Source organism: Marinobacter sp. B-21 (assembly GCF_056857895.1).
Map to the genome: position 1 here is coordinate 1 of NZ_JBSXNZ010000059.1, position 26,325 is coordinate 26,325.

21 protein-coding genes and 1 pseudogene are annotated in these 26,325 nt (G+C 60.5%); 2 read left to right on the forward strand and 20 right to left on the reverse strand.

Annotated features, from left to right (window positions below):
- Positions 1-87: 87 nt before the first annotated feature.
- From AC13C0_RS06060 to tssB, 17 genes are all read right to left on the reverse strand, one after another.
- A complete protein-coding gene (locus tag AC13C0_RS06060) occupies positions 88-1,308 on the reverse strand; it encodes a toxin VasX (RefSeq protein ID WP_482954123.1) in 1,221 nt (406 codons plus the stop codon).
- The gene (locus AC13C0_RS06065) at positions 1,301-2,167 is read right to left on the reverse strand and encodes a DUF4123 domain-containing protein (RefSeq protein WP_117619103.1); all 867 of its coding nucleotides are present in this window, start codon (positions 2,165-2,167) and stop codon (positions 1,301-1,303) included. The genes AC13C0_RS06060 and AC13C0_RS06065 overlap by 8 nt, the downstream gene beginning before the upstream one ends.
- Positions 2,167-4,248 (reverse strand): type VI secretion system Vgr family protein, encoded by a 2,082-nt coding sequence (locus AC13C0_RS06070; protein ID WP_117619102.1) that lies wholly within the window; start codon positions 4,246-4,248, stop codon positions 2,167-2,169. Before AC13C0_RS06070 ends, AC13C0_RS06065 begins: the two co-directional genes overlap by 1 nt.
- A 76-nt stretch (positions 4,249-4,324) precedes the next feature.
- Positions 4,325-7,918 carry a type VI secretion system membrane subunit TssM gene (gene tssM / locus AC13C0_RS06075; RefSeq protein ID WP_482954124.1) on the reverse strand — a complete coding sequence of 1,198 codons (3,594 nt, stop codon included), beginning with the start codon at positions 7,916-7,918 and terminating at the stop codon, positions 4,325-4,327.
- A gap of 32 nt (positions 7,919-7,950) precedes the next feature.
- Positions 7,951-9,387 carry a type VI secretion system protein TssA gene (tssA, locus tag AC13C0_RS06080; RefSeq protein ID WP_482954125.1) on the reverse strand — a complete coding sequence of 479 codons (1,437 nt, stop codon included), beginning with the start codon at positions 9,385-9,387 and terminating at the stop codon, positions 7,951-7,953.
- A 34-nt stretch (positions 9,388-9,421) separates the two neighbouring features.
- Positions 9,422-10,108, reverse strand: coding sequence for a type VI secretion system-associated protein VasI (gene vasI, locus AC13C0_RS06085; protein ID WP_227539304.1), 687 nt, complete (start codon positions 10,106-10,108; stop codon positions 9,422-9,424).
- Entirely contained in the window at positions 10,078-11,649 is a 1,572-nt protein-coding gene (locus tag AC13C0_RS06090) for a sigma-54-dependent Fis family transcriptional regulator (protein WP_117619098.1), read from the reverse strand. Before AC13C0_RS06090 ends, vasI begins: the two co-directional genes overlap by 31 nt.
- A gap of 170 nt (positions 11,650-11,819) precedes the next feature.
- Positions 11,820-14,453, reverse strand: a complete 2,634-nt coding sequence (tssH, locus tag AC13C0_RS06095) for a type VI secretion system ATPase TssH (RefSeq protein WP_482954126.1) — start codon at positions 14,451-14,453, stop codon at positions 11,820-11,822.
- A gap of 10 nt (positions 14,454-14,463) precedes the next feature.
- The gene (gene icmH, locus AC13C0_RS06100; protein ID WP_117619096.1) at positions 14,464-15,291 is read right to left on the reverse strand and encodes a type IVB secretion system protein IcmH/DotU; all 828 of its coding nucleotides are present in this window, start codon (positions 15,289-15,291) and stop codon (positions 14,464-14,466) included.
- A 3-nt stretch (positions 15,292-15,294) separates the two neighbouring features.
- Positions 15,295-16,629, reverse strand: coding sequence for a type VI secretion system baseplate subunit TssK (gene tssK / locus AC13C0_RS06105; protein ID WP_482954127.1), 1,335 nt, complete (start codon positions 16,627-16,629; stop codon positions 15,295-15,297).
- The gene (gene tssJ, locus AC13C0_RS06110) at positions 16,629-17,162 is read right to left on the reverse strand and encodes a type VI secretion system lipoprotein TssJ (protein ID WP_117619094.1); all 534 of its coding nucleotides are present in this window, start codon (positions 17,160-17,162) and stop codon (positions 16,629-16,631) included. The genes tssK and tssJ overlap by 1 nt, the downstream gene beginning before the upstream one ends.
- Positions 17,159-18,475, reverse strand: a complete 1,317-nt coding sequence (tagH, locus tag AC13C0_RS06115) for a type VI secretion system-associated FHA domain protein TagH (protein ID WP_341581081.1) — start codon at positions 18,473-18,475, stop codon at positions 17,159-17,161. Before tagH ends, tssJ begins: the two co-directional genes overlap by 4 nt.
- A gap of 20 nt (positions 18,476-18,495) precedes the next feature.
- Complete coding sequence (gene tssG, locus AC13C0_RS06120; RefSeq protein WP_117619092.1) at positions 18,496-19,512, reverse strand: type VI secretion system baseplate subunit TssG; 1,017 nt, start codon at positions 19,510-19,512, stop codon at positions 18,496-18,498.
- A complete protein-coding gene (tssF, locus tag AC13C0_RS06125; RefSeq protein WP_341581080.1) occupies positions 19,476-21,248 on the reverse strand; it encodes a type VI secretion system baseplate subunit TssF in 1,773 nt (590 codons plus the stop codon). Before tssF ends, tssG begins: the two co-directional genes overlap by 37 nt.
- 159 nt (positions 21,249-21,407) lie before the next feature.
- The gene (gene tssE, locus AC13C0_RS06130) at positions 21,408-21,848 is read right to left on the reverse strand and encodes a type VI secretion system baseplate subunit TssE (protein ID WP_341581079.1); all 441 of its coding nucleotides are present in this window, start codon (positions 21,846-21,848) and stop codon (positions 21,408-21,410) included.
- A gap of 3 nt (positions 21,849-21,851) precedes the next feature.
- Positions 21,852-23,354 (reverse strand): type VI secretion system contractile sheath large subunit, encoded by a 1,503-nt coding sequence (gene tssC / locus AC13C0_RS06135; protein WP_117619089.1) that lies wholly within the window; start codon positions 23,352-23,354, stop codon positions 21,852-21,854.
- Between the two features lie 66 nt (positions 23,355-23,420).
- Positions 23,421-23,915: a type VI secretion system contractile sheath small subunit gene (tssB, locus tag AC13C0_RS06140; RefSeq protein ID WP_341581078.1), complete on the reverse strand. Its 495-nt coding sequence runs from the start codon at positions 23,913-23,915 to the stop codon at positions 23,421-23,423.
- Between the two features lie 271 nt (positions 23,916-24,186).
- Between tssB and AC13C0_RS06145 the strand changes: the two genes are divergently transcribed.
- Entirely contained in the window at positions 24,187-24,447 is a 261-nt protein-coding gene (locus tag AC13C0_RS06145) for an acyl-CoA-binding protein (RefSeq protein ID WP_341581077.1), read from the forward strand.
- Positions 24,448-24,578: 131 nt separating this feature from the next.
- Positions 24,579-24,896, forward strand: coding sequence for a site-specific integrase (locus AC13C0_RS06150; protein WP_117619086.1), 318 nt, complete (start codon positions 24,579-24,581; stop codon positions 24,894-24,896).
- An 8-nt stretch (positions 24,897-24,904) separates the two neighbouring features.
- Here the strand turns inward: AC13C0_RS06150 and AC13C0_RS06155 are convergent, their stop codons facing one another.
- The 3 genes and pseudogenes from AC13C0_RS06155 to AC13C0_RS06165 all read right to left on the reverse strand — a co-directional run.
- A complete protein-coding gene (locus AC13C0_RS06155) occupies positions 24,905-25,378 on the reverse strand; it encodes a hypothetical protein (protein WP_341581075.1) in 474 nt (157 codons plus the stop codon).
- 115 nt (positions 25,379-25,493) lie between these two features.
- Positions 25,494-26,009, reverse strand: coding sequence for a transcription elongation factor GreB (greB, locus tag AC13C0_RS06160; protein WP_341581074.1), 516 nt, complete (start codon positions 26,007-26,009; stop codon positions 25,494-25,496).
- 130 nt (positions 26,010-26,139) lie between these two features.
- A pseudogene (locus tag AC13C0_RS06165) lies at positions 26,140-26,325 on the reverse strand (group II intron reverse transcriptase/maturase); the annotation flags it as partial.

Below are 26,325 nucleotides of genomic sequence, written 5' to 3' on the forward strand. Positions count from 1 at the left end.
GGAGGAAAGCGCAGTTGAGTTGGGATAGAATTGGACATGGGCGAACCTTGTTTAGCTTCTTCCGAAGCGTTATTGTCGTAACTCCCATTATATCAATGGGTTGAGCAAGGTTCGCCTTTTTTTATGAATTTTTCGGGTTAGGAACAACACACTTTTGAGCAAGGTTTCTAGAGTACCGGCCCCATCATCTTCTGCGACCATCCATTTCTCTGCATCTTGCCTGCCCTTTTCTGCGCCGACGTAACCGTCGAGGATGTCTGCAAGCTCTTTCTCGACGGCTTCAAACCCAGTTGCACAATATATGTCGTTGAACTCCAGCTTCTTTGCCAGTTGCACAGAGTCGATCCATCTTTTCCAATCATCAAATATGCGGCCACGTGCCTGGTCGTATTCCTCAATTTTCTTATGGTAACCCTCTATGAACGCGTCCTTGTCAGCGGAACGGATGCGTTCCTTGAGTTCCTCTATTGTCTCATTCCGTTCGTCTTCCGTTTCCTTCTTACTGGCCTCACGGGCAATGAGCGCGTCCACCATCTGGGAGGTGGTGTAGGCGTAGGCGTTCTCCTCCGCGTAATTCATGATCAGATTTACATGAAGTGCATGCAGTTGGCCTAATTCGGAGGTGATACCGATTTCATCATCAAGAGCAACGCAGTACGAAAATTCAGTTTCCTTTTTGCACTGCCCCTGCAAATCCGACTCTCCGATTCCCTGTGCAAACTCCGTCAGGCTCCACTCGAAATCCATTGGCTCTGGCCGAAAATCTTCAACCACCCCGCTTATCGCTTCGGTTTCGCTGATATTTACGCCTTCACGCTTTTCCGGGAGCCCGCTCAAGTCGAATGACTGCATGTGTTCTTCACGAACTTGCACGTCCGTTCGCACAAGTTCCTGCAAACGCACAGTCCATCGATGCTGCACGAATTTCAGAAGCACCTTGCCTTCCGCGGGGTGGTGTATGGCGGGCAAAGCACTTTGCGCTTCAATATCTGGCAGCAGTACAGAGTTTACACCAGGCTGCACTTCCGTTATCTGGCCCTGCTCATTGACCCGGTACTCATGCAACGTTCCGAAGGCTTCGGAGAACATGTAGACCCAACCGGCCGTCAGTTTGCGAACGCAGTAATGAGTAGTTCCAAGCGCGACGGAAGGTGGTTGGAAATTGGCGGGCAAAGCAACTTCTTCCTGACTGATCGCCCAGCGCACCGGATACAACGCAACGGTTTTGAGCTGGAGCGGGCAGACCTGTGCCGCCGAGTCGATGTCATCGGCACCCTGCAAAAATGCTGAGCTGTTAGCACTACCCATGAGCCAGTCCCTCCTTTGACTTTTTCTCGGCAAATTCTGCAATTCGCACTATGGCTTTAGCCGGTGATGCGGAATTCTCCCTCCACAGGCTCTGCACATCACTGTCTTCGAATGCATGGTGCCCAAGCCAGCCAATCGTATTGATGTACAGAGCAATATCACGGGTGCTGTATAGACCTCGGCCTCTGGCCTGGCTGACCAGATCAGATATCACTCCCCAAGCCTGACCGGTTGTATCAGGATGGTGAAGCAGATGCGGAAAGTATTTTGCAGTGTGAATTTCCAGCTTGCTTCTGGCTGTCCGCTCTGCGGCGCGTTCCATGGCAACCTGGTGTTCCTTGTGAACGGTGAACACCTCTTGCTGACTTTCATCCGATGGCTGGTGATTGTATAGGCATTCCCACTCGCCCGAACGGCGGTCCTGGATGGCAAAGACACTGCAGGGCCCCATAAACCGCCTGACACCCTTACCTGATGAATCGCGCTTCAACAGGTGCCGCGCGATTTCAGGATCATAGAACCGAAAAATCACCTCTTCTCCCGTCGCCAGCCGGGCTATAAGCAGCCCGCGCAAATGGTCCAGAACATCTTCGAACGGGCAATCGGCCTGCAAAACGATAGCAGCCCCCAGCTGCTTCCACTCCTCAAAACACTTCCGTGCCAGTGCACTGTTCAAGTGTGTTTCGACCAACCAGGGCGATACCTCCAACAAATCGGCGAGTTCAGTTCCCCGGTAAAGCGCATCACAGCGAGGGTTCGCTTCTTCGCGGTAGATGGCCTGTGCCAGGTCTTTCACCTTGGCGCCATCAATTAGCAGGAAAGTTTTACTTTCTTCTGCAAGGCCAGCCAGATTGCCCATCAGGTCGTTCCTCGTGGTTCCGGTGAGCAGACCTGGCAAATCCCCTTGCCCTGATTCGCTGCATTCTTGATGGCCCGTATCTGATCTGGTTTGGCCATCGGCCTTTGGGGGGCCTCTGGCAGTTTTTCAGGCGCGTTACTAACAATCCCTTCCCTGGCCACCGACCCAGGCATCTCCGGCACCTGCACCTTCTGTCCGCTACCCTTCCCTGGCGAACCTCCGGCATTCAGTTGGATCGCCGCCCCGCCCATGGCCACGCCGCTGGGATCGATCATCACAAAGCTGCCACCAGCCTTGAGGGTGATTTCGGCGCCGGCTTCAATCACGGCTTTCTGGCCGGCCTTGATGTGCAGTTCGGTGCCGGATTCACTGAGCCAGGCGGTGCCGGCTTTCAGGTGCAGGGTGCCGGTAACGTTGAAGCTGTGGTCCTTGCCAGTCTGATCACGTTTTTCGCCGTCCACGGTGTGATGGCTGCTGCCTTTGACATGGCTGAAGCGGTTGTTTTCTACCGTCAGGTGGCTGTCGTTCCGAATGACTTCGGTGCGATTGTTTTGCGTCAGCAGGTCCAGGTTTTTCTGGGCGTGGATGTAGATCTGTTCCTGGTCTGCTTCGTCTTCGAATCGCAGTTCGTTACTACCCTCGCCCTTGTGTGTCCGGGTCTTGAGGGTGGTACGTGTCTTGTGTTCCGGCAGCGCGTAGGGCGGTGTGTTGGTGGCGTGGTAGGTGTGCCCCGTGATGATGGGCTGGTCCGGGTCGCCGTCCAGGAAAGAAACAATCACTTCGTGGCCGATTCTGGGCAGGGCCATGAAGCCATACTGGCCGCCGGCCCAACCCTGGCTGACCCTGAGCCAGGCACTGCTGTGTTCGTCATTTTTTGCGTAGCGATCCCAGGGGAACCTTACTTTCACCCGGCCGAACTGGTCGCAATGGATTTCTTCGCCTTCCGGGCCGGTGACCATGGCCATCTGGGGCCCATCCATCAGGGGTTTGTGTTCACACAGTGGCCGCCAGACGCGGTCCGCCGGAATGGCGTTGAAGTGATTGCCGTAGGTTGTCGGTTCGCGGCCAGCCTCTTCTTCAAGGGCCTGGGGCTGTGAGCCGGTATGGGTGATCGCCATGAGCAGCCAGTCCCGGTTCAAGGTTTCGCTGTCATGGTCGGTCAGCAGGACCCTGGCGCCAGGCGCAAAATCCGGGCGATTGCTTTCACCACGGGCGGTGCTGGCGTCGCTGCGCAGTGCCTCCAGCCTCGCTTCGGTGAAAGGCCGGCCGCTGGCGTCCTGTTTGAATCGGCCGGGGTAGTCGTAGTGCTGGTAATCCTCCCGGTGGACGAGCTGGTCGCCGGACGGTTCATGCATCAGGGCGTAGGCCGGGTTTTTGAAGGTGTAATCCTTCATGGCGACCGAAGCAGGACGCACCCGCTCTCGGTACGCGAAACGGAAAATACAAGGCGTTCGGGTATTGCCCCCTGCTTTTCCGTTGTATGGCACAGCCTCCAGCCGTGGCGCGTCACCATGGTGATCGGCAAAAATCAGGGCAGGTGGTTCCTGACCATCCAGGCTGCCGTGTTGGTAGCGATAGTGCCACCCTTCCTCAGCAGCCAGTCGTTCGACAAAGGCCAGATCGCTTTCCCGATGCTGGACGCAGTATTCCCGCTCCTGGGGCCTGCGTTTGAGATCAAAGATAGTGTCGACGATCCCCCGCTCCTCGAGCAGGGTGCGCACGATCACGTCCGTGCCCTGGTTCTGGAAAATGCGGCTGTTGTGCATCAGTTCCAGGCGCCAGAGCGGCGGCAGAATAACCAGTTGGTAGCGGGTGCGCCGGTGGCCGGAATCGCCGCGGGCAAATTCGCTGACCACACCGGTGAAGCGCCGCAGCGGTGCCCCGTCCCGCCAGATCACCAGATCCACCGGTTGCTCCAGCACGTCGGACGCGCCAACGGACGGATCGGTACTGGCCAGGTCAAGGCGGCCCTGGAACAGCTCGGACAGCCGTTCTGTCAGCGCAAAGCCAACAACGGAAAAGTGATCAGAGGGGAATTCGCCAATGGTGGCGGTAAACTGCAGTCCGCTTGCCTGGGGCATGTCTTCGGTCCCTGAAGAGTGAGGATTTTCCTGAGGCCCGGTGACAACATCCTGCCATCACCTGGGCCTGGATAGTCTAATACAGGCTGCGGGGTATACGGTACCCCGCCAGCAGTTGCTGTGTGAACGGGTTGGTGTTGCTGGCGGCATGGAGGCGATAGCGCATCTCGCCGTCGTCGACCCGGAACCGGACATCCACCGCGCTGCTGCTCACGCCGGTAATGTCGGCTTTATCGAGCAGGCGGAACAGCGCCCAGGGGCCGCTCTCCGAGAGGCTGCGGGGCGAACGGTTGACCTGGACCGGAACCAGGGTAATGCGGCTCTCCACAGAGTCCCGGAGGGTATTGGGCCAGACCAGCGGAATACTCTGGCGCGGGCCGTGGCTGAACTCCACCAGCTGTCCATCCACGTTGACCACACTGCGGCGCTTGTTGGATGAGAGATTGAGAGGCTCCAACGCGAACTCCACATCCAGGGCGCCACCGCCGGTGAAGTAGGCCCTGCGGATCCGGTCTGCGTTTTCCAGGGAGGCCAGTACCTCACGGCGCACCAGTCCGGCACGCCGGGCATCGCCCACCTGTTCGGGGTGATCCTCGAGGAACAGTTTCAGGTTGTCCTGATAAAAGGTGTCCAGTGCCCCGCCCGGGGCAAAGAACTGCTCAAAGTCCTGCAGCGCGACATCACGCCCGGAATCAGGGTTGAACGGATAATGGCGTGCCAGGTTCTGCTGGAAGGGCTGGTATACCTCGCGGTACCACTCACGCTCCAGCTGTGCCACGGCCTGGTCCAGAACCACCCGCCAGCTTTCCGTGGCCAGCCGGCTCAGAAGCCGGTTCAGGGGCTCCGGCTGGTTGCCGGCCATGCGCTGCAGGGTGAAGATCGGATCGGCGCCCTGCAGGCCCATTCGGGCCCGGGCAGCGGCGAGGGCGGCCTTGCCCTTGTCTGGCGCTTCCTGGATGTTGCGCATGTATTCGTGCAGCTCACCGACCACCATCATGACCTGTTCGAGCCCGGTTGGCTGATCGCCATTGTTCCGGGTCAACTGGTTGAGGTCCGCAAACTGCCGCTCAATGTCCTGCAACATGCGAAAATGGGGCGACTGCTCCAGAAGCTCCCGGGCCGCAGCATTCTCCCCTTCAGCCGAGGGAACAAGGCGCGTGTTGAGGCGAACCTGCCCAAGCAGGTTTGCCAGGGGTTTGTGGCCGCTGGTCAGGCTCTCAAGAATGCGTACGCCGTGGTTCAGGTCCTCAAACCGCTGAATATTGATGCGGCTGAGTGCCATGCGCCAGGCCTCGGCATAGTGCTCTGCATAGAGGGTCTGCAAACTGGCCAGCAGTTCGGCTTCGTCCGCCTTGCTGAAATCGACGTTGTCCCGGCGGCCCAGCACCCAGGCATCCACCAGGGCCAGATCCGTTACCGAGCCGGACTTGCGCAGGAACCACTTTTCCAGCCCCGCCCGGGTCAGCAACGCGGGGATGATCAGGGGATCGTCATCCACCACTGGCCCGGAGTCGGCCGGCTCGCCATACTCATCCACCCGGGTGAACACCGTGCTGAATGCCGGCCCGGATGCCCGGGCCAGTTCCAGCGGAGCCCGGAATTCCCGTTCCGCTTCGGCTTCCAGATCCCGGTAGACCCGGTCTGGCGTGGCAATCCGGCCAAGCTCGTGTTGTGCCCATTGAACGCTGCTGCGGAACGGCGCCAGGGTCATGTCGGCGACGGCATCGCCCTGGCGGGTCAGCTGTGCCAGGTCGGTATGGGCCATGGCATAGTCCAGGTGACCCAGTAACCGCTGCTGCAATTCACTCTGGCCGGGGAACGCGTGCTGCCAGTAGTCCTGCATGTAGCGGGTCACGATATCGTCCCGGCGACCACTGGCGTCGTAAAGCATGCGCAGCACCCGCAGGTGCTCCAGGCGCTCAGTGCTATTGTCCGGTGCCCGGCCCATTTCAGCCATCACACCAAACATCAGCGCCGGCAAATACTGGTAAGCCAGCATATCCAGGTAGGATGCCTCCACTTCCGGCCCGACCTCGTGGCCACGGTAAAGACCCATGTCGCTGAGCAGCGGCCACTTCCGGCGATGATCACCAAAAGCCAGGGTCGCCTCGCGAAGCTCGTCCAGCGGGCCAAGCAGGTTCCGGCCAGTGTTGTCCGGTTCAAGCCCCACCGGTTGCCAGTTGTCGATGAACCCCCGGATACGGGTTTCAACGGCAGTGGCAGCCTCCGCATTCCTGATAAAGAAATGCTGCCAGCCGGCGGTCAGGCCCGCGCCGGCAAATACTGCCACCACTGCGGCCACGGCCAGCCTGCGTTGCCGGGTCTGAACCACCCTTCGGTTATCACCGGCAAGGCCGGCCTCCGGATAGATGATCTCCGGAAACAGTGCCCGGGTGAACAGGTTGGCTGACTGCCCCGCCCTCTGGGCAGGTTGGATGGGGCCAGCTATCTGGTAGTTGGCAGCAGCCGCTGATACAAACGCATCCTCCGGCACGCCCTCCTGCAACACAGATGTAAAATAGGTGCCGCGAACCATCGCCGGCGTCGAGAACACATCCGCGGACAACAGGTCGGTCAGGAAATGCTCCAGTACCGGCTTCAGTCCGGCCAGTTGGCGGGTAAAGGAGTAAGCCGCCGCCCGTTCCTCGGCGTCCCGGGTATTGGCCAGGACATCCGGCAGGCGATCAGTGAGCCGCTCAACCATGGCTGTGTATCCGTCGCCAAACTGGTTCAGCCAGTCGTCATTAGCCGGCTGACCTCCGAGGCTGAAGGTAAAGCCAAGGGCCTGCTCCTTGTCCTGCTTGCTCAGGGTTCGCACCAGCGGACCAAAGCCATAGAGCAGGTCCATCTTGGTAAAGGTCACATAAACGGGCAGGCGCGAACCGATCTGTTCCATCAGTTCCCGAAGACGCGTGCGCAACAGGATTGCCCGGTCCTGCCTCTGGCCGGGATCTGCCACGCTCAGACTGGCCAGATCAATCGCCAGCACCACCCCGTTCAGGGGGCGTTGTGGGCGATTTCGCTCAAGCCAGGCAATGAAATGATTCCACAGGCGCTGCTGGATCTCCGCGCCAGCGCCCTCGCCTTGACTCTGGCTCAGCAGCTTACCATCCGGATCAATAAGCACGCCCTCATCGCCGATCCACCAGTCGAAGCCGAAGGGGTTGCGATCAACCCGGTTGTTTCGGGTTACGTTGGTAAGCGTGTACGTCTGCCCGGAGCGCTGAATCAGGCTGGTCTTGCCAGCGCTTTCAAGGCCCATCACCAGATACCATGGCAACCGGTAAATGCCTTTTCGGCCCGGGAGATTGCTTTTCAGGGCCGCCAACTGGCGGTCCAGCAAACGCTGTTGTTTGCGCTCCATCGGCAGAACCGGATCTTCCTGCTCCTTCTGCTCTTCCGCCTGTTTAACGTTCACCTTTCGCAGGCGGCGCGCCAGTATCATGCCCCACACCATGGCGACGACCAGCACAACACCCAGGGTTACCAGGGCCCGCATCTGCCAGGCCGCCAGAGGGAATTCGCCATTCATTTCCCAGCGTGGTCCCAACCACCAGGTGGCCACCAGCAATGCAATAACGCCCAGTGTCAGGGTGACCGGGGCTGCGTTTTTAAGGTATGGCAGAAGCCAGCGACCGATGAGTAAAGCTTTTCTCCACATGGTGTCCATTCCTGCTGTGATTCCTTGGTGTGTTCCCGGGATCAGCCCAGCTTTTCAAGCTGTCTGATCAGGGCGGGCTCCCAGTTCTCGAGAGCCAGCCCGCGGACCTGTGCCTGAAGGTCCTGAACCTGCTGCGCGGCGAGGGATTTCAGGCCCGCGTCTTTCATCAATCGTGCGCTGGCCAGACGCCAGTAGAAACGGGCTCTTGGCTCCCTGGCCTCCGCCAGCCCGTCTTCCAGAAGCTGCATCGCGGCAGCCAGCCCCTTTTGCGCAACCAGGTCCCGGGCCTTGTCATAAGCCTGTTCCCAGGCATTGGCGCTGCCGGCAGAACCGCCGGTGGCCGGCGCGGACCAGAGCCATTCTTCAGCTTCCGGGGATAGGAACGGGGTGCCGTCGTTGAAGGTAAGCTCCGGCAACTGGGCAAGCCGCTCGACAAAGTCTTTTGCGGCAACACGAATGGCTTCGGCGCAGGCAGCATGGCCGAGAGCAACTGCCGCCCGGGCACTTAACCAGTGCCCATCGAGCCAGAACGGACTGACCGACAGGCTCTGCTCGATCCGCTGCCACAACGCCAGGTCCGGAGATTTTTCCAGCGCTTCCCGGTAATCAGCCACACGATCAGCGCTGACGGCCGCAAGATCGGTCCGCTTACCGTCCCGTGTTGGCGGCACCGTGGTGATGTTTTGCCAGATAGCGTACCGGCGAAGCTGATACCCCAGAGGTTGGTCCGGTCCCGTTTCGGTAAGCATGTCGGCAACTTTCAGAAGACTCTGCCGGGTTGCCCGCTCGTCGCCCGGATCCAGGGTGAGCGAACCCAGGGAAGGCGTTGCCTGTACGGGTTTTGGATCCCGCGTCTCAGTGTCTGAGTCCTGGCTGGCCCGCGATGCTACCGGACGGGTCTCGGGCGCTGCCGTGGCATCATTGACCCTGGGCAGCTTTTCCACGGCCCGCTTGAGATCCAACAGTGACTCCTCCGGCAATTCCCGGCTTGCCGCCTGGTCCATCAGCCTGGCCAGAACATCAAGACAGAACTCGCGGCCGTCGCCAACACTGCCATCGAACGCCAGGCTATCCACACCCTTGCCGGCGCGCTGGAGCATCTGGGTGAACATCATCTTGCGGGCCCGCTTGCCCTTGTCCCCGGGGTAGGGCCAGGCCTGCTCCCACCATCCGTCCAGAACCCTGTGCAACAGGTACAGGGACAGGGCAAACCGTTCACCGTCGCCACCGCGTTGCAGGGCAATCAGCAGAAAGCCCAGCACCTTCAGATCCTTGCTGCGGTCCGAGAGAATGGTCAGGGCAGCGCTTTCGACTTTGCTCCAGTCGATGTCGGTATGGGCCAGCGAGCCCACCTTCATGATCTCGTTTTCCAGATACTCAAGCGCTGCATCGTCTCCGAGTGCCTCGCCCACATCCGACTCACCGGGCAGTGGCGGGACAACCAGTTCAACGTAGGGATGTTGCTCAATGATCTGCATATTTCTATCCTGACTTTCTGTGTTCAGCCTGCGTTTACCAGCCACAGGTCTCGCGTAACGGTTCGATCGCCTGGCGGTATCCCGTCAGATCAAACAGCAGGCCATGGATGCGACCGTTGGGCGATTCGATGCGAACCTCTGTGCTGGCTATCATGGCCTTCACGGTGCGAATGGCCGGCAGCCCCCGGCCACCGCTGAGTACGAAACCGTTGTCCCGCACCCGCCAGACTGTCTGTGCCCCGCCAAATCCCAGACGCACCCGTTCCTCGTCCAGCGCCTCTGGCAGCATCAGGGTGAGTTCGGTGATGTTGTTGTGGCACTGCAGGGCCAGCAGAGGCCGGGGAGGCTGCACGCCCAGAGCCGGAACCGTGACCAGCTGGCCGGCCGCCCGCCCGGTATTCCGGTAAATCACACCGGAGCCACCGTTTTGCTCATCAAGGCCGGCATAGGCCTGTCGCCAGCGTTCAGACCGCCGGGCATCCGGGGCCGTGCTATCGGCTCCGGGTGCCGCCAGCGGCGTACCGAAAACGTCATCAAAGCAGGCCAGCCGTTCAAGTCGCTGAGGCTCGCCTGTACAAAACCGGGCATCCTCAAGCTGGTCAGCGGAAGCATGCGACAGCAGGGAAAACAGCAGGGAAACCAACGCCAGCGCCGCCGGAACGCGACCGGGAAAACGCACTTTCCGGGACATCATAAATCCGTCACCCGATACTTCAGACATTTGTGGGCCAGGGTCCGCTTTGGCAGCCCGAGGCTTTCCGCCGCCTGGGCGCGGTTGCCACCGTACTGGCGCAGACGCTCACGAATAATCGTCGCTTCGAAGGCCTGGGCTGCAGCTTTCAGGTCCCGGATCTCGTCCAGGGCCGGCCCCTCAACGGACGCGCCACCTCCGGCATCCCAAGGTGCGGTACTCCAGCTATCGGGTTCTTCAAACAGATCATTGAGCCTGAGAACTTCCGGCTGGATATCATCCCCGCCCGGCGTCTGCAGGCAGGCCAGCTCAATGATGTTGCGCAGCTCCCGGACGTTGCCGGGGAAGTCGTAACCGGCCAGCAGGTGCAGGGCGTGGCTGGAAATGCCCATGGGGCCGTTACCCTCACGCTCGGTATATAGCCGGATGAAGTGACGGCTCAGGGCTTCGAGGTCGTCGGGGCGTTCCCGCAAAGGGGTTACCCGCAGCGGAAACTGGCTAAGACGGTAAAACAGGTCCCGCCGGAAGCTGCCGCCTTCGATTCCTGCCTGCAACGGTTGGTGGGTGGCCGCCACCAGGCGGAAGTCCGAACGCTGTTCCTCACGGGCGCCCAGGGGGCGGAACTGGCGGCTTTCCAGCACCCGGAGCAGCTTCGATTGAAGGGCCATGGGCATGTCGCCGATTTCATCAAGGAACAGGGTGCCGCCATTCGCCTGGGCCAGAAGCCCCTGTTTGTCCTGATCGGCACCGGAAAACGCGCCTTTGGTGTGGCCGAAGAGTTCACTTTCCAGCAGGGTGTCCGGGATGGCAGCACAGTTGACCACGACCATGGGGCCTCCGGCCCGGTCGGACAGCTCGTGAATACCGCGGGCAACCACGTCTTTGCCACAACCGGTTTCGCCCTGCACCAGCACCGACAACTGGCTGCTGGCAGCCCGGACGATCTGGGCCCGGAGTCTGGTCATGGCTTCGGAGTTGCCTACCAGGGTTCGGGCCAGCTGTTCGCAGCGGCTGCGGACGGTTTCGGCGTCGTGCAGATGATCCAGGGAGCGTTTGAGCAGGCGGCGCTGCCAGACCTGGTCACGGCTCTGCAACTGGGCAATCCATTGATGGATAAGCAGTTGCCGGAGGCCACAATACAGGGGCTGGCCGGTGATACCGTCCCAGTCGGGCTCGTCCCGGCAGAGCACGAGTATGCCGAGGGTTCGGCCGTCATTGCCGGTCAGGGGCTCGAGCCAGAGGGATCGGGGGCGGTCACTGGCGTCGAACAGTGCCTGGAAGCCGGTGTGGTCGAGGCGGTAGCTGGCAACGCGGGTCAGTTCCCGGGCTTTGCCGGTTTGCAGTACGTGGGCAAAGGGGTGGCTGAAGTCGCCACAATCGAATTCGCCCGGTTCGGCGAGGTCGCTGCAGTGCAGGGTTCGGCCGCTGAGGTCGAGTTCGAGTGCCCAGCAGCGGGTCAGGCCGAAGGCGTTTTCCAGCTGTCTTGTGGCGGTTTTCAGCAGATCCGGCAGGTTGTCCTGCCGGATCAGTGCCACCGCCAGGTCGATGCCGGTGTGCAGTTCCATCTGCATCCGTCCCATTCTTCTTGTTCCCTTTGTTGAGTCTTCGCCGACCGCGGCCCCTGTGGTTCGGCTTTCCAAAACACGCTGTGAATACGTCCCTGTAAGCTCCGCTCCGCCATCCATGGCTCCGCAGGGTATTTGGAAAGCCGAACCACAGGGGCCGCTACCTCCCAGTTGCCTCAAACAACGGTCCCCACGAATCGGTCCTCATCTACCCCAAGAGTCACCTTTGTTACCGGTTCCCTGGCCGCCAGTTTCTCAAGCAACGCCAATGAAACCGGTGGTAGCAACTCACCCTCTATGATCGACTCCAGCATCCTTGCGCCGTTTTCACTTCGTGTCGCCCGGCTTCGGATGGCTTCGATAAGGCCTTCTTCCAGTTCCACTTCGGCGTGGTAACGGGCTTTAATCTGGTCCGCCAACCGATGGAGTTTGTCGCCGACGATTCGGTTGAGGGTGTCTTCGCCCAGCGGCAGGAAGGGCACCACTTCCATTCGGGCCAGTAATGCCGGTTTGAAGAAGTTGGCCAGTTCCGAGTAGAGGGCCTGTTCCAGGCTGGCCGGGGACTCGGCGTGGTTGACGATGGTCTGGTAGCCGAGGTTGGAGGTGAGGAAGAAGACGACGTTTTTGCAGTCGATCAGCCGGCCTTCGCCGTCGGCCAGTTCGCCCTTGTCGAAGGCCTGGTAGAACAGGTTGAGGACGTCCGGGTGGGCTTTTTCGACTTCGTCGAGCAGTACCACGGAGTAGGGTTTCTGGCGGATGGCTTCGGTGAGGATGCCGCCTTCGCCGAAGCCGACGTAGCCCGGCGGTGAGCCGATCAGGCGGGAGACGGTGTGCTTTTCCTGGTATTCGGACATGTTGATGGTGGTGAGGAACTGGCGGCCGCCGTAGAGCAGTTCGGCCAGTTGCACCACGGTTTCGGTTTTGCCGACGCCGCTGGGGCCAACCAGCAGGAACGCGCCCATGGGGCGGCCGGGCCGGCGCAGGTCGGCGCGGGCGGTGAGCAGATGCTGGTGCAGGCAGTCGATGGCGGTGTCCTGACCTTTGATGTGGGTCTGGAGGTACGCCGGCAAGTGGGTGATTTTTTCCAGTTCATCGGCGGTCATGCGGTTGACCGGGATGCCGGTCCAGTCGGCGATGACTTCGGCCACCTGGCGGGCATCGACGCGGGCGTGCACCAGAGGTTCGTCGGCCTGGAGTTCGGCCAGTTCCTGCTCAATGGCCCCGGCCTCGCTTTTCAGGTCCGGGCATTGCTCATCGCCCTTTGCCGGCTGATCTCCAGTATCCTGTATTTCAGGCTCTTCACCGGTAAGCAGTTGTTCACGGATCTCCACCAGGCGGGCCACCAGCACGCGTTGGTCGTTCCAGCTCTGTTCCAGGGTTTCCGATTCCGCTGTCAGCTCGGCGATGCGCTGGTCCAGTGTCTGTTCACGCTCATTATCAACGCTCTGGCCCAGGGCGTGTTCGCGGTTAAGCAGGCCCTGCTCCATGGCCAGTTGGTGCAGCTCGCTGCGCACGTGGCTCAACCGACGCGGAGGCGTGCTGAGGTTCAGGCTGACCCGGGCGCAGGCGGTGTCCAGTACGTCAATGGCTTTGTCCGGGAGCTGCCGGCCGGCCAGGTAGCGGGCAGATAGTTCGGCGGCGGCTTTCAGGGCGCTGTCGGCGACCAGAACCTTGTGGGCCTGTTCGTAGACGCTGCGCAGGCCACGGAGGATGTGAACGGCTTCACCCGGGGTTGGTTCGTCCAGGGCGACCGGCTGGAAACGGCGGCTCAGGGCCGGGTCTTTTTCGAAGTATTTCTTGTACTCGCGCCAGGTGGTGGCGGCGATGGTCCGCAGCTCGCCCCGTGCCAGGGCCGGTTTCAGCAGGTTGGCGGCATCGGAGCCGCCTTCGCTGTTGCCGGCGCCGATCAGGGTGTGGGCTTCGTCGATAAACAGGATGATCGGGGTGGCGGAGCCTTTGACCGCTTCGATCACGCCTTTGAGGCGCTTCTCGAATTCCCCTTTCACCGAAGCACCGGCCTGCAGCGCTCCCATATCGAGGGTCCAGAGCTCCACCTGTTTCAGGCGGTCTGGTACATCGCCGTTAACGATGCGAAGGGCAAGGCCTTCCACCACGGCGCTTTTACCCACACCGGCGTCCCCCACCACGATGGGATTGTTCTTGCGGCGGCGGCAGAGGATGTCGATCATCTGGTCGATCTCGGCGTCCCGGCACACCACCGGGTCCAGTTTTTCTTCCCGGGCCAGTCTGGTGAAGTCGGTGGCGTAGCGTTTGAGCGGGTCCAGATCAGCACTCGCCACCGGTTCTCCGGACTCTTGCACGTTCAGTTCCGGATGCTCCGCGGAGCCCTCGGTGAGCCGGTCAAACTGCTTGCGCAACTGCTCACGATTGATCTCCACCAGGGCCTGGGCCACCCGGGGCATCAGGTAGCGGTCGGCGTTCATCAGCAGGGCCAGGAACACGGCGCCTGAGCGCAGTTCGCTGTGGCCCAGTTCGGTGGAGGCCAGCAGCCATGCGTCCTGCATCAGTTCCACCAGCAGTGGTGAAAACGAAGGATAGGCCTCGGCGGTTTGCGGTTCGCCGTTCAGGCTGTCGCCCACGACTGGCTGCAGTTGCAGATGATCGATACCGGTGTGCTCCAGAATCTGGCGCACATCGGAAAACGGGATTTCCAGCAGTTTGAACAGCAGGTGCGCCGGGGTAATCTCGGCGCCCTGGCGGCTGATGCACAGGGCCGCGGAGGCCTCCAGGGCCTGGCGTGACAGTTCGTTGAGGCGCCCGATCAGCGCCGGCAGTTCTACCCGAATCACAGTGATGTCCTTATTTCGGTAGTTGATCCAATACGCGTAATACGTCCGTGATGCGCTCGTTCAATGCCATGTTATACAGGGAGTAGATCCCGGCCATCGCGGCCACAAACAAACCGGCGATCCCCCAGACCGGCAAACCGCTGCGCAGCCGGTTACGGGTTGGCGTGACGTTGGTGCGGGCATCCGCCAGGGGGGCGTGATCCTGCTGCTCCCGCAACGCTTTCAATTGCTCGTGAAGGCCGCGGACAATCTGGTCGTATTCATCCCGGCCGTTCTCCATCACCTTGTACCGGCCCTCGAAACCGAGACAGAGACACAGGTAGATAAACGACAGCATGTCGCGGTAGCGGGCCGGTTCCTGCTCCATCCGGGCGAGGATGGCAAAGACCTTTTCCCCGCCCCAGGTTTCGTTGTGGAAACGGGACAGCAGGGAATGCTGGGACCAGACACTGTGGGCGCCCCAGTCGGTTCCCAGCACTGCCTCGTCAATGAAGGCGCAGAGAACGTACCGGTAGGCCACAACGACCGGCCGGTCGTAACCCTGCTCCACCAGTTCCCGGTCAATGGCGGCGATCTCATCCACCACCTGCTGATAGAGGGTTTCCACGGCGCGATAATCCACCAGTCTGCGTATCCGGATAACCAGGCCCAGCAATGGCGTGGCGGCATCAATCAGGCGGTTGTGTTCCAGTCCCCTGAGCTGGAACTGTTCATCGACCTGGCCTTCACGGTTGCCCTCAGCGGGGCCCTGGCTGTCGGCAAACATCAGATCACTGAACGCACTGCGGCCGGGATGCGTGCTGCCATCGGGTAAATCCATTACCTGTGCATCTGCCATGGTTTAGCTCCTGATTGCCCAGAACTGCATTTCCATGCCCGGGAAACTGCCGGCCACGTGGAACGCGAATCCGCTGGCGTTGTCGAGCATCTGCCAGGCCTGGCTCTGGTCGTCCAGCCGGAAGTACACAAAACCGGCGTGATACGGCAATTGCCGGGGTGCAACCGGTAGCGCAGAGAGCGGAATCCCCGGGAGCTGCAAGCTGATGAGGTCCCGTATTTTCTCGACCGAGGCCACCTTGCACTGCTGGGTGAACTGCTTGCGCAGATCGTCCAGCGGCATGTCGGCTTTGACCGCAAGAATGAATTCCGCGCCCTGGACCAACTGGGCATCCTGAACCGGCGCCACCGTCAGGCCGTACTGGCGCTGCTGGAGCTGGATGGCCAGAGCCCGTGGTTCCAGCACCGTGCTCAGGGACTGTCGCAGTACCTGCATGAGCGGCGTAAAACAGTCTTCCGGCAGATCGTGATCATAGGCCGGGTACTCCCTCGGCAGGCGCCCCTCATCGGTGAAGGTCACCAGCTCGCCACACAGCTCAAGCAGGGCTTCGAACAGTCGCTCCGGATGCAGCTGACGCAGTCGGGCCAGGTGCATGAACCTGGGATGGGCCCGGTTCAGCATCTGCAGCAACATGAAATCCGCCACATCCGCAACGCCGCCCTGCCCGGGCGCACCGACACGCTCGGCGATATTGCGTGCGCGCTCCCGCATCAGGCCCGCCATTTCCCCGACAAATCGCTGCAGCCTCGGTGCCGCTCGCACACTCAGCATGGTCGGGATGAAGTTCGGGTCCATCACCAGGCTGCCGTCCGGGCGCTTCTCAAGAATCCGGCCGATGGCCAGGGCCGCATAGGCACTGCGATCGTCCCGCTCCAGCATCAGGCGGGGTGCAACCCGGCCCACATTGATGGTGTGGGCATCACCGTCGACCGAATGCAGATCCCGGATTTCCAGGGAGTCGGCACGGAACCGGCCCGCCACCGGGGCGTCCGGCCATTCCACTTCGGCGAGGCTGTCACTGCCCAGTGGCAGGGCCAGGTACACGATCTGATTGGCCACGGAGGCATCGGTGATTTCCATCGGCTCCGGCATCACATCGTCCTGGGGCAGACTGAAGCGGGTGCCATCGGGAAACAGTCCGGATGCCCGCACCAGACCGACCCGGCCGAAACTCAGATACTCCGCGTTCAGTTCCAGGTCACTGAAGCCGTACAGATAATCGGAGATCGCCAGGGCGCGCTCGTTGATCTGGTGCTCCAGGTACCGCTGCTGTTGCTGGAAGTGTTGAGGCTTGATGAACAGGCCGTCACTCCAGACAACTCGATTGGTTACCGCCATCAGGTGTCATCCGAATGCTTGAGTTGAACTTCCCGCTCCCGAAGGTTCACCAGCAGGTTGTAGCGGCCTCCGATCGGATCCACCTTCACCACCTTTTTCCACTGGGACAGGTTCGGATAGGCGTAGAAGGCGATCACACCGATAAAACGGGTGTCCTTGCCGATTTCAAAGGGCTCAATGAACTTGAACTGGCCCGGCACCAGGGAATAGTCGCTGTGGTCCACATAGTTCTGGCCCAGTGACGACTCAAGATCACTCAGCAACTGGTCGAAATCTCCGGCCATCAACAGGGAGCTGTCGCGCATCTCAATGACCTGAAATGCAATGGGGGTGGGTGCCAGGGATTCATTCGGGTTTACATCCGGCTCGGCGACCATGGTCAGCCCCACCCGGCTGGGCAGATCTTCCGCGTACCCCACTGGGATATCCGGGTCCCAGAGTACTTTCGCGGTTTTGGTGACCGCGTTGTAGGGGGTACTGCATCCTGCCAGCACGAATACGATGGCCAGCAAACTCCATTTGCAGGTCTTCACAACGGGTTCTCCCTCTGTAGTTGGCGCAGGTGTTGGTCGTAAGCCTGTTCGAACACCTCCCGGAACAGGCGCTCGAATCCCTGCTGACGACTGGATTTCAGTTCACGGTAATAGTGCTGGTACATGTCCCAGGCCCAGTGGCCTTCGTCTTCGTTCTCCCGCAGGCCACGACGGTATCCGTGAAAACGGCGTAGCAAGGCCTCCGGCGAAAAGGCATGCAGGATGGCTTCCAGTGCTTCGCTGATCGCTTCCCGGGTGGCCTGCTGGTGATGATTCAGGCTCTGCAGGCTCTCCCGCACCGCCGCCGGCGCCGACAGGTGAACCGGGCTGCGGTGGCTGGCGAACAGGGTCTGTACCGTGTCCTCATAATCCTCACCCAGACGCAGTGGATTGTCTTCAATGGGTTGCAGACGGGTCCTCAGCGCCTGATGCCGGCTGTCTTCGCCCTGGTGCAGGGCCAGCAGGCCTTCCATGGTGGCCTTCAGGGTTTGCCCCGCCTCCTCCAGGAACAGCCGCATCTCGTCGCTGTCGGCAAAGTCCAGCCCGGCTTCCATGCCCCGCAGCAGGGGGGCACCACTGATGTGTTTGCTGCTCTGATCTGACGCATCCCGGCGATCACCCGTCTTTGTGATCTCAGACATCCTGTCTCTCTCTCCTTTGCGAACGGGTAGGCCGACCGCCACGTCGCGGTTTTCCCGGTACTCATCCGACACATTCCTTTCCGCGGCATACCAGGAGGCCTCGCCGGCCATCAGGGCGTCGGTATCCGGCTCTTCTTCACCGGGCTGTCCATTCCAGGGCGCCAATGGGTCCTCACTCATGGCCGCCACGGCTACCGAAGCGAGTTTCTGCAACGGCTCCGGATTCTCGTTCAGGCCCATGGGATCCGACCCCCGGACCAGTTGCCCCTCGCCCACATCAACCAGGTGAGTGGTCTGCTCTGTCTCACCGCTCTCAATGAATGTCTCCGAGACGGCCTCGGCCAGCTCGGCACGAAGCCGGTAGCGCCCGACACTTATCCTGTCGCCATGCTTCAGTCGTGCCCGGCGGCCCCGCCCCACGGGCTGACTGGCGCTGTTGATGTAGGTCCGGCCACTGCGATCAATCAGGCAGAAGCCACCATCCAGAAACCGGATTTCCGCGTGGCCCGGAACCGCGCCCGTTCGCTGGGGCGACAATCGCCAGGTATCGCTGGCGGCCGTGCCGATGGAGCCGCCGCGAACGCTGAAACAGTGCTCGATGGTCGCGCCACCGCCGGCAACGGTCGGATTGGTGATGGTCAGTTTCAGGCCCGCGGCCTGTTGTTCTTCCATGAGTGCCTTCCCTGCCGGATCTACCGGCGTATCTGAATCCGGACCGCCGGCCGGCGCTGGGCCTTGTCGGGGGTGACAAAGGAATTCCAGCCCAGGCACACATCCTCACCCAGTTGCATGGGGCGGATATCCTTCGGACGCATCTGGAGTTCCAGGTCGTAGGCCAGTTGCTCCCGCGTGGCGAACTCCACCAGTTTGACCAGGCGCTGATGATCCTGGCCATTGGGCAGGAAATCCGCGAATCGTTGCCGGCTGAGGTTCCGCAACCGGAGCACGAACTTGCCACTGCGGTCCCGAATGGCCGATCCCACCAGCGTGTCGTTGCCCAGGCAGGCGTTAGCCTGCCCCAGCCGGGTCTGTTGATCGCTGGCGATGGCCACCTTGCGCAAGACCCATTGCTCAATACTGACGTCATCCAGATCAAAGCAGTGGGCCACGATGCCACTCACCACCTCTGGCGAGCGGCTGCGGCCCGCCATCAGACCGGAATACGCCAGCATTCTGGACCAGTTTACCGGCGTGGCCTCCCGCAACCGGCTGTCGCCGAGGCCCACCAGGGCAAAGATCAGTTCCGAAAAACCGTCCGAGGCGCCGGGCTGAAACCGAACGTAGTAGCGGTACTTGCGCCACGCCCGGTGAAACAGGGTGACCAGGCGATGGTTGAAGAAATCGAGAAAATGGCGGCGGATGCCCAGATTCTGGCCCGCCTCCCAGGCCAGATCCTCCAGATAATATCCCGGCAACGGCGACTGGGAACCGTGCAGCCCCAGAAAGCTGACTTCCATCTGATAAGGCCCGTGCTCGTGCTCCGGGGACAGTGCCGATACCACGTCGCTGCCGGGAAAGCCGAGACCCGCGGAGGCGGAAAACCGGATCCGTTCCTGGCGGGGCTGATCGTCGCTGTTTCGCTCGAGATCATCGCCATGATGCCGGTGAATCAGGTCCACCAGCTGGAAAAAGCTGTATCGCCGCGCATTGCCCAGAACGGGTTGCAGCCCGGCTACATCAGCGGCTGCTGACCTTGCTGTAACGTCCATGTGTACCGTTCCTGATTGTCGGTATTCACCACTTCCAGTTGGTGAAATGCGTTGATACTGGCGTAAAGGGCAAAGAACTGGCTGAGAACCGTGCCGAACAGGTAAAGATCACCCTCTGAAGCAAATGCCTGCTGGTCCAGCTTCAGCACCGAGCGGATGCCCCGCACGGGCAGCCCTTTCACCATCCGGTCCACCGGGCTTGTCTCGATGCCGGTGATACCGGCCAGGCGCTTCCGGGACACCCGCTCCGCCTGCCGGTCCACCAGTGCCCGGAAGTCGTAGACCCGCAGCACCGTGCGCAGGGCATCCACATCCAGCATGGACAGATAGTTGAGGGACAGATTCGATATCAGCGTCCACAACAGGCTGCCGTCGAGGGTCGGCCGCAGGGTGGCGGTGGGCCGGGTAATATTACTGAAGGTGGCAAACGCCGGCGTGCTCTCGGTTGCCATGCAGATTTCGCCCACCGCCAGCTGACTTGGCAACTGCCGGTTGGTGCAGGTTAGTGTCAGGGAAATCGCTTCCTGCCGGCTCAGGCACTCGGACTCGTCACCCCGGACGAACGACATGTAATGATCAAAGCCGTCGCCGCGAACACTGTTCCGCGCCCGAACCCGGTAGTACAACGCCGTACGGCCCCGATCCCGCTCCACCTCATGCTGGAAACTCTCGAAGGCGGTGTAGATGCGGGGCTCACCACGCCCGGACCGGCCTTCCAGCCAGCCTTCCACCTGCTCGATGCTGAACACCTCAAAATGGTCCGGCGACCGGCTGGACGGTGAAATCCGGTACTCGGTCTGCCGGCCGTTCAGATCCACCGGTTCGCCTTCGTGGGTAAAGAGGTTCACCGCCGGCGTGCAGTACAGCTGGAAATTGTCTTCCCGAACCTTGGCATCCGGCGGCAGTATCCGGCTGAAATGAAAACGCAGGCTGATTTCGTCCGCCTGCACGGCCGGCAGCCGCCGCCCTAGATCCTGAATGTCCACAAACCGGAACGCCTCGGGGAAGCTCAGATATTCCTGCAGAATGCGGTAGCCTGGGTAGGCATTCTTTGGATACGGCAGCAAGGCTTCGTCATCGCCGAAGCCGACCGGCTGCAACAGCGAGGCGGGCAGGCGGTAGACCGATTCACCCACCACCAGTTCGATCCGCTCCAGATAGTGGTTGAGCCAGAGAAACAGGGTTTCCGCAATGTGGCTCTCGCCGCCCAGGTAAAAGCGCAGGCTGTCCATGCCCAGGGATGACAGCGGCTGATCGGTGTGTAACGCCAGGTCCAGGGTTACCGAGGACACTTCCCGTGAGTGCTCGGCGTGGGCCGCGGCCACGCTCACCGGAAACACGTCCACGGCCCGGCAGGTCCGGAACCGGCACTGGGTCTGGCGGGTAGCGTCGCCCAGGGGCCGGCTCTTGATCTCGGTATGGCGGTCCACCCGCTGGTGTTCGCTGATGGCGTGCAATTGCGGATCAAAGCGCATGATGGTGCAGCTGGGCACCGGCCGCAGGTAGTTCGGCCACAGCATGTTCAGCAGCGAGTGGGTGATTTCCGGAAATTCGTCCTCAACTTTTTCACGGAGCTTGCCGGTCAGGAAGGCGAAGCCTTCCAACAGCCGTTCAACATCCGGATCGGTGCTCTGCTCCGAAAGGAACCTTGTCAGCTGTGGATGGGCATCCGCGAATTCCCGGCCCTGAAGCCTGAGAAAACTTAACTCGTCCCTGTAGAATCGGTTCAACTTCATAACTACTGCACCAGTCTGGCTCCGAGTAGGGGGGTGGGCAGGCTTTCCAAAAGACGCTTCAAGCCCATCCATGGGACGCTTGGGCTCCGCCATCCTTGGCTCCGCACACTTTTGGAAAGCCTGCCCACCCCCCTACTCTCATCCTTGCCTGCAAACTATCTACATCACTCTGTAGTAGCGCTTGTCGTCCAATAACAAATCAATGGTCGTCTTATCATCTTCCGAACCAACGCGAAGATACACCGTCACCTGAAACCTTAGTTGCAGCGGATCAGGCCCTTGGGGAAGATTGACGACGTCTACCCGCTTCACCCTGGGTTCAAACTTCTCGATGCACTGTCGGATCGCGCCGCGGATCTGAACACTCAGATCGTGGGTGCCGAGCGTGGCGTCGTTGAAATCCAGCAACCCCAGATCCGGTACGCTGGCGCTGTTGCCCGGATGGGCGTTCAGCAGGCGGACCAGGTGGCGTTTGATGGATTCAACAACATGGGTGACGTCTCCCATGCTCTGACCGGCCGGCGCGGCGGCCTGTTCCAGTCGTTCGAACAGGCTGCCGCTGCTGGCCTGCGATCCGTCGCTGGCCGGGTGATGGAACACGGACTAATCCTTGTCCAGTCGGCCAACCAGTGACAGTTCGAAGTTGGCGCCCATGTACTTGAAATGCGGACGCACCGCCAGGGAGACCTGGTACCAGCCCGGATCGCCTTCCACGTCGGAGACGGTGACCTGCGCGGCGCGCAGGGGGCGACGGCTGCGGACTTCCGCCGGCGGGTTTTCCTGGTCGGCCACGTACTGGCGGATCCAGGTGTTCAGTTCCCGCTCCAGGTCCTGGCGTTCCTTCCACGAACCGATCTGTTCCCGCTGCAGCACTTTGATGTAGTGGGCCAGGCGGTTGACGATCATCATGTAAGGCAGTTGGGTACCCAGCTTGTAGTTGGTTTCCGCTTCCTTGCCTTCCTTGGTGTTCGGGAACTGCTTGGGTTTCTGCACCGAGTTGGCGGAGAAGAAGGCCGCGTTGTCGCTGCCCTTGCGCATGGTCAGGGCGATGAAGCCTTCGTCGGCCATTTCGTATTCGCGACGGTCGGTGATCAGTACTTCGGTCGGGATCTTGGCTTCGAGCTGGCCGAAGGATTCGAACAGGTGCACCGGCAGGTCTTCCACCGCACCGCCACTTTGCGGGCCAATAATGTTCGGGCACCAGCGATACCTGGCAAAGCTTTCGGTCAGGCGGGTGGCCAGCAGGTAGGCGGTGTTGCCCCACAGGTAATGCTCGTGGTCGGCGGACACGTCTTCCTTGTAGTTGAAGCTGCGCACCGGATTTTCAGTGGGGTCGTAAGGCACCCGCAGCAGGAAGCGCGGCGATGCCAGGCCCAGATAGCGGGCGTCCTCGGACTCACGCAGGGAACGCCACCTGGCGTATTTCGGACCTTCGAAAACCGCCTTCAGCTCCTTGATGGCCGGCAATTCCTGGTAGCTGTCGACACCAAAGAACGAGGGTGCCACGGAGGACAGGAATGGCGCGTGGGCCATGGCGCCTACGGAAGAGACATACTGCAGCAGCTTCATGTCTGGCGTGGACGGGGTGAACGCGTAGTTACCCACCACCGCGCCGACCGGCTCACCGCCGAACTGGCCGTATTCGGTGGAGTAAATATGCTTGTAGAAGCCGGTCTGGGTGACGTCGGGCGCGAACTCGAAGTCTTCCAGCAATTCGGTCTTGGTGGCGTGAAGAATATCCACCTTGATGTTCTCGCGGAAATCGGTGCGATCTACCATCAGCTTCAGGCCACGCCAGGAGGACTCCAGTTCCTGCAGTTTGGGCGCATGCAGGATTTCATCCATCTGGGCGCTGATCTTGCGGTCCAGTTCAACCACCATCTGGTCCACCAGCGCCTTGTTGACCGGCTGGCCTTTCTCATCGCTTTTCAGCAGGTTGGCAATAAACGTTGCCACGCCCTTGCGGGCGACATCGTAACCCTCATCGGCCGGCGCCATTCGGCTGTTGGCCATCACCTGGTCCAGCAACGAGCCCTCAGCCCCTGATTGAATAGCATCTGCGGCGGATTCGGAGGCAGCAGATTGCTGCACGGCAGTATCAGACATACCACATCCCTTCAGTACGTGTTGAAAACAGAGTTTTGTGAACCTGGCGTTACCCGCCGGCTTCGATTACTCGCTGTCGGTGGCCAGTTCCAGTTCGGCCAGCAGTTTGTCCCGGGCGCCATCGTTGTCCAGCAGTTCCTGTAGTTTGGACCGAAACGACGGTACATTACCCAGCGGGCCCTTGAGGGCCACCAGAGCTTCCCGCAGTTCAATCAGCTTGTTCAGCTCGGGCACCTGACGGGCAACGCTGTCCGGGGAGAAGTCGTCGAGAGTCTGGAATTCCAGGTTCACCGGCAATTCGTCGGCGTCCTCCTCCAGCTTGTTGGTAACCGTGGTGGAAAGGGTCAGGCCGGCTTCCTTCATGACCGAACGGAAATTGTTCTTGTCGACGGAAATGGCCTTGCGATCTTCGATGGGGGTTTCTTCGGCGTGTCCCTTGAAATCGCCAACCACGAACATTTTCAGCGGTAGCTCGGTTTCAGCCTGCTGATCGCCGGTGGCGGGGACGTACTTGATATTAATGCGCTCTTTCGGCGCGACGGAACCGTCTTTTGAAGACATGCGCTTGCTCCCTGTGCAAATCATTTGCGATTTTTCAATCCCTTGCACGCACCGTCCTGGCGCGCAACGATCAAAACTCTACACAGATCACTTGCCTTTCTCAAGCAAAAACTGGCCAGTATTCTTCCAGAATGTGCGCCCGGGCAAGCTTTTGCCAGAATACCTCCGTTTCGCCGCCCGTGCAGGGTTGTAGAGCCAATGACGGACCACCTGGCTGTGGCTATACTCGCCCAACTGACAGGAACAAAGTGTAACCAGTAAGGAGATCAACATGAGTGACCTGAAAACCCGCTTCGACGAAGCCGTCAACTACATCCAGACCGCCGAGGGTGACTTCAAACCGTCCAACGAGATGAAACTGGAATTCTACGCGCTCTACAAACAGGCTACCGCCGGTGATGCGTCTGGCAAGCGCCCGGGCATGATGGATTTTGTCGGCCGTGCCAAGTTTGATGCCTGGGAAAAACTCAAGGGCATGTCCGGCGACGATGCCATGCAGAAGTACATCGACAAGCTCGAATCACTAAAGTAAGCCGCACTACCCCGGATCCCGGTCAGGAGCCTGATCGGGATCAATCCCCTCCCAAAAGTTTTGCGACGGTCAAAAGACTGTCATAAGATGCGCGCACTATAACAATACCAATTCATCAGGAAGAGTTTCTCATGGACATCACCGAGGCGCTGGAACAAAGCCAGCCGGGCCTTGTGGGCCGGGTCAAGGACGCCATCCGCAAACATCAGCTCAATCAGCGTTCCGAACAGACATACCTTCACTGGATCACCCGATTCGTGCTGTTCCACGATCCGAAGAACCCGGAAGCCCTGGCCAATGAAGACCGCCAGCTGTTTCTGGATTATCTGAGCGATCGCCTCCGGGTATCCCGGGCACGATTCAACCAGGCCAGTCAGGCACTGGCGTTCTTTTACGAGGATGTGCTTGGCAAGGCGTCGATGGACAGTACCGGCTGTGCCGCTGCCTGAAACCAGCTTCAGCGCCCGGTCATGTTGATGTTCAGGGCGTCGTAGGTGCGGTTCTCGCCCGGGCGGATCACATAGTTGTTGCCATGGGTCTGCCCGGGTATGGACTTGGGATTACTGAACCGGAACTCCACCGGAATCTCGGAGCGGCCCAGGTCGGTGCGGTTGTCGCCCGGGCGAAGGCCCAGACGGTCCAGATAGAAATCATCCTCTACCCAGGGCTTCAGCGGAACAGTCATTGCCGGAACCGTAAGGCCGCCCTCGATCACCGTGTTCGCCAAGGCTTCTTCCTCAATGGAACGAAGCGGAATGGTGTGAATCGTCGACCGCTCTTCAAACTGGAAGGCGCTGACTTCACTCTCAGCGGATGACGCTTCCTCGGCCAGGGCAAAGGCCGGACACATCAACGCTGTCACCAACCCGACAAAAGCCAGCGAATGACTGGCATTCCTTTCCGTTTTCCCGCATTCCGAACGCATACCCATGATGACAATCCCGGCTGGCAGATCCTTGCCAGTAAAAAGCAGTGTGACGATTTTTGATCAGTCTATCGCCAAAACACACCGATTGCCTGGCCAGGCGACGATTCTGTGACGCTTTTCACTTGTCGCCCAAGAGCTCCTGATAGCGGATGCCAACCACAAACACCGATTTCCAGCCCTCCGGGGTGCGGACACTCACCTCATCATCAAGGCGCTTGCCGATCAGGGCCCGGGCCATCGGCGAGTTGATGCTCAGATAGCCTTTATCCAGATCAAATTCATCCGCCCCTACCAACCGATAGGTCTGCTCGTCGCCATCCTCATCTTCCACTGTCACCCAGGCGCCGAAAAATACCTTGTTGCGATCATCCGGCAACCGGTCCACAACGGTGAGCTCTTCCAGTCGCTTGCCCAAAAAGCGAACCCGGCGGTCGATTTCCCGTAACTGCTTCTTGCCGTAGATGTATTCAGCATTCTCGGAACGATCGCCAAGGGCAGCGGCTTCTCTCACTGCCTGGGTCACTTCCGGCCGCTTCACCTTCCACAGGTACTGCAATTCGTCACGCAGTGCCCGCTCACCGTCCGGGGTGATGTATCTGGGGCGCGGAGCACCATTTCCGGGAGCCTCGGTCATCGGTTCACAATGTCCTGTGCCTGTATGAAAAATATGAGGGTAATCGGGATAGGGGGGAGCCACTAGACTCCGCCCCTCCCACACCACCCGGCAAGCGGGTCCGCACCGGGCGGTTCGAGACGTTGAGGTATCACGAGAGACGCGGCACGCCCAACCGATCAAAGTAGGCAATCGGCAGCACGTTGTGAATGGCAGACCGACTGTTATGCCACCAGCGACGGCTCAGGGCCGCCACTGATTCCGCAACCCAGGGACTCGCGCCAAGGCGCAGCAGTTCCCGGTAAATGGTCCTGCCCCGCTTCCACTGTTTGAGATG

What these genes read in the sequence shown, in the direction of transcription:
- AC13C0_RS06065 (WP_117619103.1), bottom strand. Translation starts at nt 2,167, where the DNA reads ATGGGCAATCTGGCTGGCCTTGCAGAAGAAAGTAAAACTTTCCTGCTA.
- tssC (WP_117619089.1), bottom strand. Translation starts at nt 23,354, where the DNA reads ATGTCTGATACTGCCGTGCAGCAATCTGCTGCCTCCGAATCCGCCGCA.
- icmH (WP_117619096.1), bottom strand. Translation starts at nt 15,291, where the DNA reads ATGGCAGATGCACAGGTAATGGATTTACCCGATGGCAGCACGCATCCC.
- tssM (WP_482954124.1), bottom strand. Translation starts at nt 7,918, where the DNA reads ATGGACACCATGTGGAGAAAAGCTTTACTCATCGGTCGCTGGCTTCTG.
- AC13C0_RS06145 (WP_341581077.1), top strand. Translation starts at nt 24,187, where the DNA reads ATGAGTGACCTGAAAACCCGCTTCGACGAAGCCGTCAACTACATCCAG.
- tssB (WP_341581078.1), bottom strand. Translation starts at nt 23,915, where the DNA reads ATGTCTTCAAAAGACGGTTCCGTCGCGCCGAAAGAGCGCATTAATATC.
- AC13C0_RS06060 (WP_482954123.1), bottom strand. Translation starts at nt 1,308, where the DNA reads ATGGGTAGTGCTAACAGCTCAGCATTTTTGCAGGGTGCCGATGACATC.
- tssK (WP_482954127.1), bottom strand. Translation starts at nt 16,629, where the DNA reads ATGGCGGTAACCAATCGAGTTGTCTGGAGTGACGGCCTGTTCATCAAG.
- tagH (WP_341581081.1), bottom strand. Translation starts at nt 18,475, where the DNA reads ATGGAAGAACAACAGGCCGCGGGCCTGAAACTGACCATCACCAATCCG.
- greB (WP_341581074.1), bottom strand. Translation starts at nt 26,009, where the DNA reads ATGACCGAGGCTCCCGGAAATGGTGCTCCGCGCCCCAGATACATCACC.
- tssG (WP_117619092.1), bottom strand. Translation starts at nt 19,512, where the DNA reads ATGGACGTTACAGCAAGGTCAGCAGCCGCTGATGTAGCCGGGCTGCAA.
- tssF (WP_341581080.1), bottom strand. Translation starts at nt 21,248, where the DNA reads ATGAAGTTGAACCGATTCTACAGGGACGAGTTAAGTTTTCTCAGGCTT.
- vasI (WP_227539304.1), bottom strand. Translation starts at nt 10,108, where the DNA reads ATGTCTGAAGTATCGGGTGACGGATTTATGATGTCCCGGAAAGTGCGT.
- AC13C0_RS06090 (WP_117619098.1), bottom strand. Translation starts at nt 11,649, where the DNA reads ATGCAGATGGAACTGCACACCGGCATCGACCTGGCGGTGGCACTGATC.
- AC13C0_RS06150 (WP_117619086.1), top strand. Translation starts at nt 24,579, where the DNA reads ATGGACATCACCGAGGCGCTGGAACAAAGCCAGCCGGGCCTTGTGGGC.
- tssA (WP_482954125.1), bottom strand. Translation starts at nt 9,387, where the DNA reads ATGCAGATCATTGAGCAACATCCCTACGTTGAACTGGTTGTCCCGCCA.
- AC13C0_RS06155 (WP_341581075.1), bottom strand. Translation starts at nt 25,378, where the DNA reads ATGGGTATGCGTTCGGAATGCGGGAAAACGGAAAGGAATGCCAGTCAT.
- AC13C0_RS06070 (WP_117619102.1), bottom strand. Translation starts at nt 4,248, where the DNA reads ATGCCCCAGGCAAGCGGACTGCAGTTTACCGCCACCATTGGCGAATTC.